The organism is Lysinibacillus sp. TE18511, assembly GCF_054062295.1.
The window spans coordinates 1-13,731 of sequence record NZ_JBSSFD010000033.1 but is presented as its reverse complement, the minus strand read 5'-3'; the positions used below and the strand labels follow the sequence as shown (position 1 = coordinate 13,731).

General features: G+C 38.4%; 11 protein-coding genes. 3 read left to right on the top strand and 8 right to left on the bottom strand.

Annotated elements, in window-relative coordinates; all coding sequences use genetic code 11:
* Positions 1-55: 55 nt before the first annotated feature.
* From vrrA to ACVWXS_RS19220, 7 genes are all read right to left on the bottom strand, one after another.
* Positions 56-619, bottom strand: a complete 564-nt coding sequence (vrrA, locus tag ACVWXS_RS19250; RefSeq protein ID WP_456959716.1) for a VrrA/YqfQ family protein — start codon at positions 617-619, stop codon at positions 56-58.
* 277 nt (positions 620-896) lie between these two features.
* The gene (locus ACVWXS_RS19245) at positions 897-1,076 is read right to left on the bottom strand and encodes a FeoB-associated Cys-rich membrane protein (protein WP_083226914.1); all 180 of its coding nucleotides are present in this window, start codon (positions 1,074-1,076) and stop codon (positions 897-899) included.
* Positions 1,077-1,086: 10 nt separating this feature from the next.
* On the bottom strand, positions 1,087-3,066 hold the full coding sequence (gene feoB / locus ACVWXS_RS19240; protein ID WP_368635958.1) for a ferrous iron transport protein B: 1,980 nt from the start codon (positions 3,064-3,066) through the stop codon (positions 1,087-1,089).
* The gene (locus tag ACVWXS_RS19235; protein WP_368635959.1) at positions 3,063-3,290 is read right to left on the bottom strand and encodes a FeoA family protein; all 228 of its coding nucleotides are present in this window, start codon (positions 3,288-3,290) and stop codon (positions 3,063-3,065) included. The genes feoB and ACVWXS_RS19235 overlap by 4 nt, the downstream gene beginning before the upstream one ends.
* 151 nt (positions 3,291-3,441) lie before the next feature.
* Positions 3,442-4,146, bottom strand: coding sequence for a response regulator transcription factor (locus ACVWXS_RS19230; protein ID WP_427419573.1), 705 nt, complete (start codon positions 4,144-4,146; stop codon positions 3,442-3,444).
* A gap of 27 nt (positions 4,147-4,173) precedes the next feature.
* Positions 4,174-4,446, bottom strand: a complete 273-nt coding sequence (locus tag ACVWXS_RS19225; RefSeq protein ID WP_456959713.1) for a hypothetical protein — start codon at positions 4,444-4,446, stop codon at positions 4,174-4,176.
* A 196-nt stretch (positions 4,447-4,642) separates the two neighbouring features.
* Positions 4,643-7,360: a DUF4118 domain-containing protein gene (locus tag ACVWXS_RS19220; protein WP_456959712.1), complete on the bottom strand. Its 2,718-nt coding sequence runs from the start codon at positions 7,358-7,360 to the stop codon at positions 4,643-4,645.
* A gap of 375 nt (positions 7,361-7,735) precedes the next feature.
* Here ACVWXS_RS19220 and kdpA point away from each other — a divergent pair, with 375 nt between their 5' ends.
* From kdpA to kdpC, 3 genes are all read left to right on the top strand, one after another.
* Positions 7,736-9,439 (top strand): potassium-transporting ATPase subunit KdpA, encoded by a 1,704-nt coding sequence (gene kdpA / locus ACVWXS_RS19215; RefSeq protein ID WP_456959710.1) that lies wholly within the window; start codon positions 7,736-7,738, stop codon positions 9,437-9,439.
* A 111-nt stretch (positions 9,440-9,550) separates the two neighbouring features.
* Entirely contained in the window at positions 9,551-11,614 is a 2,064-nt protein-coding gene (gene kdpB / locus ACVWXS_RS19210; RefSeq protein WP_456959709.1) for a potassium-transporting ATPase subunit KdpB, read from the top strand.
* Positions 11,615-11,625: 11 nt separating this feature from the next.
* The gene (kdpC, locus tag ACVWXS_RS19205; RefSeq protein ID WP_456959708.1) at positions 11,626-12,276 is read left to right on the top strand and encodes a potassium-transporting ATPase subunit KdpC; all 651 of its coding nucleotides are present in this window, start codon (positions 11,626-11,628) and stop codon (positions 12,274-12,276) included.
* Between the two features lie 133 nt (positions 12,277-12,409).
* Here kdpC and ACVWXS_RS19200 read toward each other — a convergent pair whose 3' ends face one another.
* A complete protein-coding gene (locus ACVWXS_RS19200; RefSeq protein WP_456959706.1) occupies positions 12,410-13,465 on the bottom strand; it encodes a 2,3-butanediol dehydrogenase in 1,056 nt (351 codons plus the stop codon).
* Positions 13,466-13,731 lie beyond the last annotated feature (266 nt).

The window sequence follows — 13,731 nt, the reverse complement described above, 5'->3', positions numbered from 1 at the left end:
GCTTACCTATCTACATTATAACGGACAGGGACGGCGAATACAAAGAAACGTTCATCTACATAGGTGGCTGAAAAATACGCGGCTTGGATGGAAGTGGGTCAGGAGGGGTAAATGATGCATTCTGCCGCGACGCACTTCGACTTATAGTAGAACCTGCTCCATTGCTTGCCGCAGCCTCCGTTGTTCCAGCCCCTGCTTTAGTTCCTACAGAAGGTAGACCTTGAAATCCTTTATACAATTTTAAAAGTGACGGGATATTTTTTACCATTGGCATTGCTTGCTGAATGTAAGGCGTATATGTTTTAGCAGTGTTGAATATGTTATTCGCATTTTGTAAAAATGAACCGATTTTTGAAGCATCCTGCACTGGTGGCATTGGCATTTGTCCCCCGAATGTACCTATCCCACTAGACATTGGAAAGCCACCTGGAATTCGTGGTTGGTTCGGGAAGCCTCCAGGCGTGAAAAAGGACTGCGGTGACATTGGTGTTGGCATTTGCATTGGCATTTGCATTGGCATTTGCATAGGCATTTGCATGGGCATAGGCATTTGCATTTGCATGGGCATCCTCATGCCACCAGGATACATTGGAAACTGATAAGGTGGTCTAAATACCATAACGATCTCCTTTCTTTAACATTGATGACATACCTGATTATAAATATGATATGCAGTGGGGGATGTTAGCGTTCGACATACACAATAAATAACTAGGGTAATATTGCATGTAACCCTCTAAAAACCACGGAATTTTTACTTATTAAATATGTAGTGTCAATAAGTAGAGGAAATTTTAAGTCTAAGCTAGTACGTAAGGAGCCTTCCTTATCTAAATGCTTACAAAAAAGTGAGGTAGTCGCCAAAGAAGTTAACAATTTGGAACTACCTCACTGTATTATTTTTGAGTAAAATCTTTCAATTTAGAAGGAGGTGCACAAGTGTTAGTAGAACAACTCTTCTGTAATGAGCAAGCGGCGCATTTACCTTTCTTCTGCTTCTTAATGCTCTTATATAAGGTAATACCAGCATAGCCAAATATAATACTACCGATCAAGATATTAACCAATAAAGTCATTCTTACCACCTCACATCAATAAATTCCCAATACCATAAATGATAAGTGCAATAATATAAGCTACAACAAATGGATAAAGTGTTGCAAATAAAGTCCATTTTACAGACTGTGTTTCCCTTTTTATTGCACCGACTGTTGCTAAACAAGGCATATAAAGTAAAACAAAGGCCAAGAATGTATAGGCACTTAAAGCGGTAAAATGAGTTGTCATTGTAGAGGATAAGACACCCTCACTCACGCCATAAATAATTGCCATTGTCGAAACAATTACTTCTTTCGCCAGGAATCCAGCAATAAGGGATGCCCCAGCTTGCCACGTTCCAAATCCAAGTGGGATAAACAATACGCCAAAAGCGCCTCCGATCATGGCTAAGAAACTTTCGTCCATATTGACATTAGCGCCATGTGGTCCTAGATAAGAAAGGAGCCAAATGATAACGGAACCAGCAAAGATAATAGTACCAGCTTTACGGAAAAATCCTTTTCCTTTTTCCCAAGTGGAACGCCAAAGTGTTTTAAGCTGTGGTACATGATAGGCTGGTAATTCAACAATAAAAACTGAAGTTTCATTTTTCAAAATCGTCATAGATAAAATTTTTGTTACAATAAGCGCAATCACGATTCCCATTATATATAGGGAGAATACTACTAAAGATTGATGTTCAGTAAAGAATGCTGCTCCAAACAAAGCATACACAGGTAACCTTGCTGAACAGCTCATAAACGGAGCTACTAGAATAGTTAATAGCCTCTCTCTTGGCTGTTCAATTGTTCTTGCAGCCATTACACCAGGAACATTACATCCGAAACTTACAATCATCGGAATAAAGGCTTTGCCGTTTAAGCCGAAAAATTCCATAAGACGATCCATGACAACAGCAATCCTCGCCATATAACCTGAATCTTCTAATAGTGAAATAAAGAAAAATAGTACAAAGATTTGTGGAATGAAAACTAAGACACCGCCAACACCTGCAATGATCCCATCACATATTAAATTAATAATAAAAGGGGCGGCACCAATAGCTTTTAAGCCATTCGTAACTGTCTCTGTAAGAGTACCACTTACAAAGCCATCCAGTAAATCCGAAAGTGGGGTACCAATCCATGCAAATGTTGCTTGAAACATTAAAAACATGAGCGCTAAGAAAATAGGTACACCTAAAATCGGATGCGTTAAAATTTTATCAATTTTCTCTGACCATTGTCTTTCACTTTTCTCTTGTATGACTACTTCGCTATAGATAGTAGAAATATATAAATCTCGTTTTTTAGCAATAGCTTTATTTAATGGTTCACCTAGTTGCTTCTCTAAAGCAGTACGTATTGCTACAAGCTTTTCAAAGTATTCCTTTTCCTTCAAATAAGCATCAACAGCCTCATTTTCCATTAAAAATTGAATAGTACACCATCTTCTTTGTTCTTCAGGAATATGCTGTAATAAGGCTTCAATTTTTGAGATACCTTCTTCAATTAAATCATCATAGGTTAATGTAAAACGTTGTTGAGTACGATCGGAGTCTTGAATAGCAGCATAAATGCCTTCGACACCTTTACCAGTACGAGCGCTTATTGGAATAACAGGTACTCCTAAAAAACGCTGTAATTTTTCGACATCAATTGAAATGCCTTTCTTTTTCGCTACGTCAATCATATTTAAACAGATAAAAACAGGCTTTCTAAGTTCAAGTATATCTATCGTTAATTGCATATTTCGTTCGAAATTAGAAGCATCGATAATATTTAAAATTCCATCTACCTGATCTTCAAGTAAAAATGAAGTAACAACACTTTCATCTCTTGAAATCGGGTTCAGCGTATAGACACCAGGTAGATCAATAATTTCCTTTTGTAGTTTTTTTACTTGTCCTACTTTTTTTTCAACGGTTACACCACTCCAATTGCCAACATATTCATATGAATTTGTCAACGTATTGAATAATGATGTTTTACCGATATTTGGGTTTCCTATTAAAGCTAATCTACTCATAATTGCTCAACCTTTATATTCATTAAATCTTTTTTTCTAAGCCCGATTTTCTGCCCCTGGCATTCCAATATACATGCTCCAGAAAACCATCCTTTTTGAATCATACAAATTCGGCAGCCTTCCTTAATGCCAAAAGCATTTAAACGTTTAGATAAAAGAGAGTCAATTTGCTGAAGATCTTTCACTTTAACTATTTCACCCAATTGAACCGAATGAAGGTTCATAAGATCTACCTACTTCCTTGTGAATGATAATCATTATCAAATAATTACTATAGTATAGTATCATTTTTTATCAACTCTATCAATAAAAAGCTTGCAGTTTAAAGTTTAGGAAAACTATAGCATATTAGGAAGTTGAAGCATGATCAGACCCTTATTCTTCGTCATGACAACGAAGCATTCTGTACCCAACGCGGACATGTGTCTGGATTAATTTTGGATTAGCTGGATTGTCCTCTATTTTCTTTCGAAGTGTGGCCATGAAAACTCTAAGACTTGGAACATCCGACTGAAGTACGTTGTGCCAAATTTCCTTTAAAATAAAGTTATGCGTTAAAACTTTACCGACATGCTTTGATAAAATAACCAATAGCTTATACTCAATAGGCGTCAAATGAACTTCTTTTTCATTCACAAACACCGTATTTGCTAAGTAGTTTATTTGTAAATGACCATTGACAAAGACAGAGGGTTCATTTTCTAGCTGATGCTCATACGTCAATCTTCTTAAGGCTACTCGAATACGGGCTAATAGTTCTTCAACACTGAAAGGCTTTGTGACATAATCGTCCGCGCCAGCATCTAATGCATTGATTTTATCGTGTTCTTCTCCACGTGCACTAACAACGATAATCGGTGTTTGAGTCCAGCTTCTAATTTTCGTTATTAGTTCTACACCGTCTATGTCAGGTAGTCCTAAATCCAAAATAAAAACATCTGGTTTCATGGCAAGAGCCTTTTGTAGTGCGCTGTTACCATCTCTTACAATTTCGAATTCATAATGCTGCGTAGCTAATGTCATTTTAATTAGATTGCCGATGGCTACATCATCTTCTACTACTAGAATTCGTTTATTCATTGAATGTCATTTCTCCTTTTTGGCGCATCACCATAACGTGAGGTTGATTTCCGTTCCGACTGGGCGCTTTGTAGCTGTCGCTTTGCTTTCGCTACAGAAAACATTTGTTGCTGTCGCTTCGCTTTCGCACAGATAAAACATTTGCCGCTGACGCTTCGCTTTCGCACAGATAAAACATTTGCCGCTGTCGCTTCGCTTTCGCGCAGATAAAACATTTGCCGCTGACGCTTCGCTTTCGCGCAGAGCAGAGCTTCCTGGGGGCGTCCGATGAGCCGCTTGGGCCAACACGATGTTGGTCACGAAGGCGTTATCACAGGATGTGATGCTCTTAGCCTTCGTTCCTCTATTTGCTCGCTCCAGGGTCTCGGGCCTACACGATGTAGGTCACGAAGGCGTTATCACAGGACGTGATGCTCTTAGCCTTCGTTCCTCTACCGCTGATCCCCAAGGAGTCGCCCATTCTCCACTCCAATCAACTTATATACACGACATATTTTTAATAAATGTCATCCCTCACTTTTGGTAATGGACTTTTTTTCAGTGAAAAGTTAAAGATAGTTCCTTTAGGTTTATTGTCTGAAACAGTTATTTCACTGTCATGTAATTTTAAAATAGTTTGACAGAGCGCTAAGCCTAAGCCTAGGCCTCTTCGACTATCACTACGTTGTACTTTTCCGGTTGTAAATGGCTCAAAAAGGTTGCTTTTTATCGCATCATCGATACCAGGTCCATCATCAGAAATGCTAAATTGTGCTAAGCCATCAGCTTCTTTCACCGTTATAGTAATAGCGCTACCTGATGGTGTGTAAGTCAGTGCATTATCGATCATATTAATCAGTACTTGAATAATTAGTCGTGCATCCATTAAAGCGAATAAAAATTCTGGTTCAATATGATAGGATATTGTGTGTGTATTGTTTAGACGAACGACATGGGTTAATGCCTCTTGAATAATTTCTTCTACAAGCTCTAATTGCATCTCTAAAGCAAGGTGTCCATCTTCCAACTTAGAAACAGCAAGTAAGTTTTCCACCATTTGTACAAGCCATTTAGAATTTTTATAAATATCCTCATATATTTTGTTTTTTTCATCATCCCGAATTTGCGATGCATTGGTCAGTAATATATCTGCATTTCCGGATATAGCAGTAAGCGGTGTTCTTAAATCATGAGAGATTGCGCGCAAAAGGTTAGCTCGCATCTGTTCCAGTTCAGCTTCTCTAGCCACTTCTTCATTGAGTTTCTGTAAATACCACTTATCAAGTGCGAATGAAAAATCATTGATAATGGCATGCAGAATATTACGCTCAAATGCAGGTAATAGTGATTGCTTTGACAGTGCAATGCCAATAACGCCCTTAACACTCCCGTTAGATATAACTGGTAAATAGTAGGCGTTCACTTCGGGAAATATATCAGTGGTTACTCCTGCTACATGCTTATTATTTATGACCCAACTTACTACACCATGCTCATTCGGATTGTCAAAAAGGGATGCAATCTTATTATTTTCAAGGTTAGCCATGCCCTCAGCACGGAAAAAAGTAGTTTTCACAATTAAATTATTTTCAATTTCAAAGAATTGTACTGGTTTTTCTACTAACTTAACGATTTGCGACATGCCTTCAGTAATAATTTCCTCTATAGATTTGGCATGTTGAAGTCTGCGATTTGTATCAAGGAGCACCTCCATTCGATAAGATTTTCGAACGGCTACAATGGTTTGCTCCTTTATTTTTTTTGTTAAGCTACTTGTAATTACTCCTGAAAGAAACATGATCATAAAGGTCATCGGATAGTCGCGATGATAGGCCTCAAAAGAAAAACGTGGTTCTGTAAATAAATAATTAAACAGGAGTACTGCTATGGTGGAGCTAATGATGCTCATCATCCATCCTGATGACCAAATGGCAAGAATTAAAACGCCTAAAATATAGATCGTGATGATGTTCGATTCACTTACGCCAATTGTGTAGAAAGAGAGACCGACAATTGATACTATGCCAAACACGATGACCATTTTAAATAAGTCAAGCCATTCAAATGACAGCTTATTTTTTACATTAGGAAAGTAGAATTGTTCATTTTCTTGATCTGGCACTATGTGTATGGCTAAATTCGGTACAAATTCGGTGAGTCGATCGCTGATTTTTGTGTTTGGTCGCCACCATTTTTTTCTCATGCTCGTTCTACCGATGACTAATTTCGTGACGCCGCTAATTTGTGCATAGTTGGCAAGGGCAGCGGCTACGTCGTCTTCTTGAACAATTACGACATGGCCACCAAGCTGTTCAACAAGCTTTATATGCTGCTGAAGTCGTTCTGAATTTGCATTATTTCGATCATGCTCCTGTACGTTTTGTACGTAGAGAGCTGTAAATTTGCCATGTAATGCTTGTGCAAGTCTTGCGGTAGTTCGAATAACTTTAGCATTCGTAGGAGAACTACTAATACCAACAAGTAAATGCTCTTCGATTTGTACATGATGTTTTGAAGATTCGTTGCTGTTTAATTGCTTATAGTTTATCGTATCTGCAGCTCTCCGTAGTGCAATTTCTCGCAGCGATACTAAATTTTGTTTGCGGAAAAAAGATTGCAGTGCTTTTTCTACTTGTTGTTTTACATAGATTTTGCCTTCTTGTAGGCGTTGGATTAACTCATCTGGTTCAATATCGACAATTTTTATTTGTGCCGCTTGATCAATTAAATAATCTGGAATACGTTCCCGTACCTTGATGTCAGTTATTTCTTCTACTAAATCATGAAGACTTTCAATATGTTGGATATTGACGGTTGTATAGACATGAATACCCTTTGCAAGTAATTCCTCTACATCTCCAAATCGTTTCTTGTGCCGCATCGTTGGAACATTAGTGTGTGCCAATTCATCAATAAGGACAATTTCCGGCTTGCGCTGCAATACCGCATCAATATCTAATTCCTGAAAAGTTTTCCCTTTGTAATTTATTTTTTTCGTAGGGATTTGCTCAAGCCCTTCGAGTAGAGCTAACGTCTCTGGACGAGGATGTGGCTCTACATAACCAACTACCACATCTTTACCTAGTTTTTTCGCCTGATGTGCTGCATCCAGCATTGCATAAGTTTTACCTACTCCAGCAGCATAACCAAGAAAAATTTTTAGCTTTCCTACGAATTGTTCCTCTTGTTGAAGCCTCGCTAAAAACGTCTCTGGAGTTGGACGTGCATTTTCCATCCTCTTTCACCTCATTTGTATTATAGCGTTATCTACCATTAAGAAAGTATTAAGATTTTCGCTCTTTATAGTTTCTTAATGGAAAAAGTGATTTCCTAACACTACATTAATTTGAAAGTCAGTATGATGAGAGCATCCTAATTGGAGGAGGGGTGTTTCGATTGATGGACTTTTATATGATTGGCTTACTAATTATAAGCTTTGCATGTCTTTATGCGTTAACCGCTTGGTGCTTCAAGCTTGTGGAAGAAAAGTAAGGGGGAATAAAAAATGTGGATTGTTATGGGGATTGTACTCGTGTTCCTTTTCGGTTATCTAGGGCATGCATTACTATATCCTGAAAACTATTAATAGGCTGGTAGGAGGTACTACAGTATGTGGCAAATCGCCATTGTATTAATCATTTATTTACCGCTCGTGATTTTAACTGGGCACTATCTATTTCGAGTGACGATGCATCAAAAAACATGGCTTGATCCAATTATGGATAGATTTGATGCTGTTATTTATAAATTATGCGGCATTAAACAAGGCGATATGACGGGTAAACAGTATGTGCTTTCGTTAATTTTGTCGAACGCCTTTATGGTGTTTATTGGATACGTTCTTTTACGCATTCAAGCGATGCTGTTTTTAAACCCAAACGATATTGACAATATGGAATCAACACTTTCATTTAATACCATTATTTCATTTATGACGAATACGAATCTTCAACATTATAGTGGCGAATCAGGACTCAGTTATTTATCACAAATGCTAGTCATTATCTTTATGATGTTTACATCTGCAGCTACTGGTTATGCAGCTTGTATGGCGTTCTGCCGTCGTCTAGTTGCTAAAACTGACACTATAGGGAATTTCTTTGTGGATTTCGTTCGTGTTATTACACGTGTGTTAATGCCTTTATCTATTGTTGTTGCCATTATTTTAGTAGCGCAAGGTTCTCCGCAAACCTTTAGTGCGAATGAAACTGTCCAAACAATAGAAGGTAAATTCCAAGATATTGCCCTTGGACCTGTAGCTTCTCTTGAATCCATCAAGCATATAGGTACTAATGGTGGTGGTTTTAATGGAGCGAATTCAACGACACCATTTGAAAATCCAACGGTCATTTCTAATATTGTGGAAATGCTATCTATGATGTTATTACCAGGTGCTTGTGTAGTTGCATTTAGTTTAATGGTCGCATATAGAAAAAAGAAAACGATATTTGGGAAACAAGGGCTAGCCATTTTTGCGGCAATGAGTATGCTGTTCCTAGTTGGGCTTGTAACTGTGTATGTAGCGGAGAAAGCGGGTAATCCAATTATTAGTGAGCTCGGAATTTCGCAGGAGCTTGGCAGTATGGAAGGAAAAGAGATGCGCTTTGGGGTAGCACAATCAGCACTATTTACAACAGTGACTACTGCTTTTACAACGGGATCTGTTAACAATATGCACGATACATTGACGCCGCTTGGTGGCCTTGTACCGATGTTTAATATGATGCTAAATGTTGTGTTTGGAGGCAAAGGAGTCGGCCTAATGAACATGATGATGTATGTGTTACTAACGATATTCATCGCCTGTTTAATGATTGGTCGAACACCTCAGTTTTTAGGCAAGAAAATTGAAGAGAAGGAAATGAAACTGATCGCTCTTTGTATTTTGATTCATCCTGCTATTATTCTACTATTTTCAGCACTTGCAGTTGCAACAACAGCAGGGGTAGCGGGCATAACGAATCCGGGTGCACATGGTTTATCGCAGGTTTTATATGAGTTTGCATCTGCCTCTGCTAACAACGGCTCAGGTTTTGAAGGATTAGCTGACAATTCAACATTTTGGAATGTGACGACAGGGCTTGCAATGTTCTTTGGACGTTATTTGACGATTATTATTCAACTAGCTATAGCGTCTCTACTTGCTAAAAAAATGTTTTACAGCGATTCGGTGGGAACATTGAAAACGGATAATACTGTTTTTACATTGTTACTTGTTGCGATTGTTTTAATGATTGGTGCTCTTACATTTTTACCAGCATTAGCTCTTGGACCAATCACAGAGCACTTACAACTTTATTTTCATTCAGCTTAAGACGCCCACCTTTTAATGTGATGAGGTGAATGCGGATGTGATTCCTTTTCAGTGGGTATCTGAATACCTATTATGCCAAGGTGAAATTGATTTTAGTAAGGAGAGACACTTATGGAAACTGCAAGAAAAAGTTTTATTACGGGTAAAATGTTTAAAAGCTCGATGATAGACGCTTTAAAGAAGTTTAGTCCAGTATATATGGTGAAAAATCCTGTTATGTTTGTAGTAGAGATAGGGTTTATGTTAGTCCTGTTATTAACCCTTTTTCCGAATATATTTGGTAACGAAGTAGGGGAACATGACCGATTGTATAATGCGATCGTCGCCGTTATTCTTTTTGTTACCATTCTATTTGCTAATTTTGCAGAGTCGATTGCTGAGGGGCGAGGGAAGGCACAGGTTCAAACGTTAAAAAAGACGAAAACAGTGACACAGGCTCGTGTTCTGCTTAGTGATGGCTCTGAAATAGTTAAACAGGCACATGAGTTAAAAAAGGGCGATATCGTTTTAGTTCAGGCAGGAGAGGTTATTCCAAATGATGGAGAAGTCATTGATGGAATTGCTACTGTAGATGAATCGGCGATCACAGGTGAATCTGCACCAGTTGTAAAGGAGCGGGGCGGTGATTTTTCATCAGTTACAGGTGGCACGACGGTTACGAGTGATTGGCTGATGATCGAAATTACATCGATGCCTGGTGAATCATTTTTAGATAAAATGATATCGCTTATCGAAGGAGCTAGTCGTAAAAAAACGCCAAATGAAGTAGCGCTCAATACACTTTTAGTAAGCTTAACAATTATTTTCTTGTTAGTTGTTGTGACACTCTATCCAATGACAGCTTATTTAAATGTGCCGATTTCTATCGCAACATTAATTGCGCTTACAGTTTGTTTAATTCCTACAACGATTGGTGGATTATTGTCGGCGATTGGAATTGCAGGAATGGATAGGGTTACACAGTTTAATGTTATTGCAATGTCTGGAAGAGCTGTAGAGGCTTGTGGAGACGTGGATACATTAATCTTAGATAAAACAGGAACGATTACTTATGGAAATCGTATGGCAGCCGAATTTCTGCCAGTAACAGGCGTGGAAAGTAAAGATTTAATCCGAGCTGCATGGCTTAGTTCCTTAACAGATGATACACCTGAAGGAAAGTCTATTTTGTCACTTGCTTGTGATTTAGGAGTAAAAACAGACGGTGAAGAAAATATTATCAAGTCAAGTGAACATATTCCATTTACTGCACAGACAAGAATGAGTGGTTTGGATATGAAGGATGGCACAAAAATTCGAAAAGGAGCCTATGATACGATAAAAAAAGAAAGTATGAAAGCAGGTTATAGCATTCCTGCAAATTTAGAACAGCTGATCCATCAAGTATCTTCTGTTGGTGGGACACCACTTGTAGTAACGTTAAACGATAAAATTTTAGGTGTTATTTACTTAAAGGATGTTGTAAAGGCTGGACTTAAGGAACGCTTTGAACAACTTCGTGCAATGGGCATTAAAACGGTTATGTGTACAGGAGATAATCCACTTACTGCAGCATCCATCGCAAAGGAAGCTGGAGTGGACAGCTTTATTGCAGAAAGTAAGCCGGAAGACAAGATTCAAGTCATTAAAGATGAGCAGGCACAAGGGAAAGTGGTCGCTATGACTGGTGATGGAACGAATGATGCGCCAGCACTGGCACAGGCAAATGTAGGGCTTGCTATGAATTCAGGTACGAATGCAGCGAAGGAAGCTGCTAACATGGTCGATTTAGATTCAAATCCAACTAAAATTATTGAAGTTGTAGAGATTGGGAAACAATTGCTAATGACTCGAGGCGCACTAACGACCTTCAGTATTGCCAATGATATTGCAAAGTATTTTGCCATTATCCCAGCTATGCTAATGGTCGCTGTACCTGAGATGAGCGCACTAAACATTATGAATCTCAATTCACCTTCAAGTGCGATTATTTCTGCCTTAATTTTTAATGCGGTCATCATTCCATTGTTAATTCCAATTGCAATGAAAGGCGTAAAATATAAGCCGATGAGTGCTGCAAAATTATTAAATAAAAACTTACTTGTTTATGGCGTAGGCGGAATTATAGCTCCCTTTATTGGCATTAAGTTGATTGATTTACTAGTTGGACCATTATTCCATACGTTCGGGTTATAGGAGGAAGTTACATGCGAAAATTTTTTGAGAACTCAAAGCAAGCATTATTAATCACAATGACGATGTTCGTTCTATGTGGTTTTATATACCCGTTTGCTGTGACTGCATTAGCTCAAGGGTTATTTCCTCAGGAAGCAAATGGCAGTTTAATAGAAATGGATGGTGAAGCTGTTGGTTCAGAATTAATAGGTCAAGCTTTTACAGCACCTGAGTACTTCTGGGGACGTGTTTCATCCGTCAATTACAATGTTTATACGGAAGAGGATACGATACCAGATGAAAATGGCCAGGTGAATTATAGCGGTGTTAGCTCTGGAACTTTTAACTATGCACCATCTAATCCAGAATTGAAGAAGCGAATAGAAGCAGATATCGAGAAGTTTTTACTAGCAAACCCAACCGTAAAACGACAAGACATACCTGCTGATTTAATGACTGCTTCAGGTTCAGGGTTAGATCCCCATATCAGTGTAAAAGCTGCACAAATTCAAGTTGAACGTATTGCCCAAGCAAGTGGGCTCTCTAAGAAAGAGATTGAAAAAATTATAGAGGCAAATACGGAAAAACGGTCATTTGGGGTTTTTGGAGAAAATAAGGTGAACTTCCTTATGGCCAATCTAGATATTATGAAAAAAATGGAGGGAAATGAGGCTCATCACTAAAAGTTGCTTGGGGTGGAGTCGCCCAGTCGGATCGAAGATCAACCCCGCGTTATGGTGACATGCAAAAAAAGAGGGATAACAAATCAAAAACAGGTAGAGAAAAGTTTCTTTATTTTCTCTACCTGACTCTATTTTATGCTTGTGAATTTACAAGGATTTTAATATGGTTTCGCTCTTTCATTAGGGCTTCAAAGCCTTCAGTTACGACTTCATCAAGAGCAATTCGTTTCGTCACAAGTTTTTCAGCAGGGAAGTAACCTTGTTTCATTAATTCCATTACTGCTGGGAAAATATCGCGATAAGCAATAATACCTTTTACAGAACGCTCTGTTAAAACAATATTGTTAGGCTGAATGGAAGCCGTAGATTCCCAAATGGAAACGATAATTGTTTCGCCTTCGAATGTTGTGGAATCAATTGCTTGTTGTAATACTACAGGGACACCTGTTACTTCAAATGCAACATCTACGCCACCATTTGTTAATTCATGTAGGCGCGCTACTGCATCCTCGTCTTTAGGATTAATAACTGCTGTTGCGCCTAACTCTAAAGCCTTGGCAGCACGCTCAGCTGAAAGTTCTACTGCGTAAATTTCAGCTGCTCCAGCAGCACGCAATGCTTCGATCACAAGAAGACCGATTGGACCTGTACCAAAGACTGCTGCTTTATCACCAGCTTTTAATTTACTTTGACGTACTGAATGTAATGCTACTGCTGCCGGTTCAACTAGTGCACCTTGTTCATAGGAAAGCCCTTCTGGCATTTTATGTACCATTTTTTCGTCTACCATTGTATATTCAGAGAATCCTCCGCCCCCGCCAGAAAGACCGTGGAAACCTAGGTGCTTACAAATATTATATTTACCTTTTTTACAAGCAGCACATTCGCCACATGCAAGAATAGGTTCTACAACTACGGGATCACCAACTTGTACTTTTGTAACACCTTCACCAACCTCTACTACTTCACCAGAGAACTCATGTCCCATAACAATTGGCGCAATATCTTTACTTACATAGTGAGGTTGTTCCACTGGAATGAAGATTGGGCCAGCTGCGTATTCATGTAAATCACTTCCACAAATTCCTGTCCAATGTACTTTGATCTTTACTTTTCCTGATGCAATTACTGGTTCTTCAATGTTTTCTACTCGGATGTCTTTTGCTTTATACCATTTTGCTGCTTTCATGATAAGTCAACCTCCTCTAATATCTTACATTTTTATCGTAGCATATGGTAATTCTTCAAATCATTAGTTATCAATAAATTGACATAAAATATACTAATTCTTAGCTTATAACATACTAAAACAGGTGTATTGATTAACCATTTTTATCCATCTTAATTAATTTAAAGGTTCTGATTTCCGCTACGGGCTACTCGCTTTGTTGCTGCCGCTTCGCTTTCGCACAGATAAAACATTTGTTGCTGCCGCTTCGCTTTCGCACAGATAAA

Bases quoted from the DNA above. Each gene is read 5' to 3' on its own strand.
- kdpB (WP_456959709.1), top strand. From the start codon at position 9,551: ATGGAAACTGCAAGAAAAAGTTTTATTACGGGTAAAATGTTTAAAAGC.
- ACVWXS_RS19220 (WP_456959712.1), bottom strand. From the start codon at position 7,360: ATGGAAAATGCACGTCCAACTCCAGAGACGTTTTTAGCGAGGCTTCAA.
- kdpC (WP_456959708.1), top strand. From the start codon at position 11,626: ATGCGAAAATTTTTTGAGAACTCAAAGCAAGCATTATTAATCACAATG.
- vrrA (WP_456959716.1), bottom strand. From the start codon at position 619: ATGGTATTTAGACCACCTTATCAGTTTCCAATGTATCCTGGTGGCATG.
- ACVWXS_RS19245 (WP_083226914.1), bottom strand. From the start codon at position 1,076: ATGACTTTATTGGTTAATATCTTGATCGGTAGTATTATATTTGGCTAT.
- feoB (WP_368635958.1), bottom strand. From the start codon at position 3,066: ATGAGTAGATTAGCTTTAATAGGAAACCCAAATATCGGTAAAACATCA.
- kdpA (WP_456959710.1), top strand. From the start codon at position 7,736: ATGTGGCAAATCGCCATTGTATTAATCATTTATTTACCGCTCGTGATT.
- ACVWXS_RS19235 (WP_368635959.1), bottom strand. From the start codon at position 3,290: ATGAACCTTCATTCGGTTCAATTGGGTGAAATAGTTAAAGTGAAAGAT.
- ACVWXS_RS19230 (WP_427419573.1), bottom strand. From the start codon at position 4,146: ATGAATAAACGAATTCTAGTAGTAGAAGATGATGTAGCCATCGGCAAT.
- ACVWXS_RS19200 (WP_456959706.1), bottom strand. From the start codon at position 13,465: ATGAAAGCAGCAAAATGGTATAAAGCAAAAGACATCCGAGTAGAAAAC.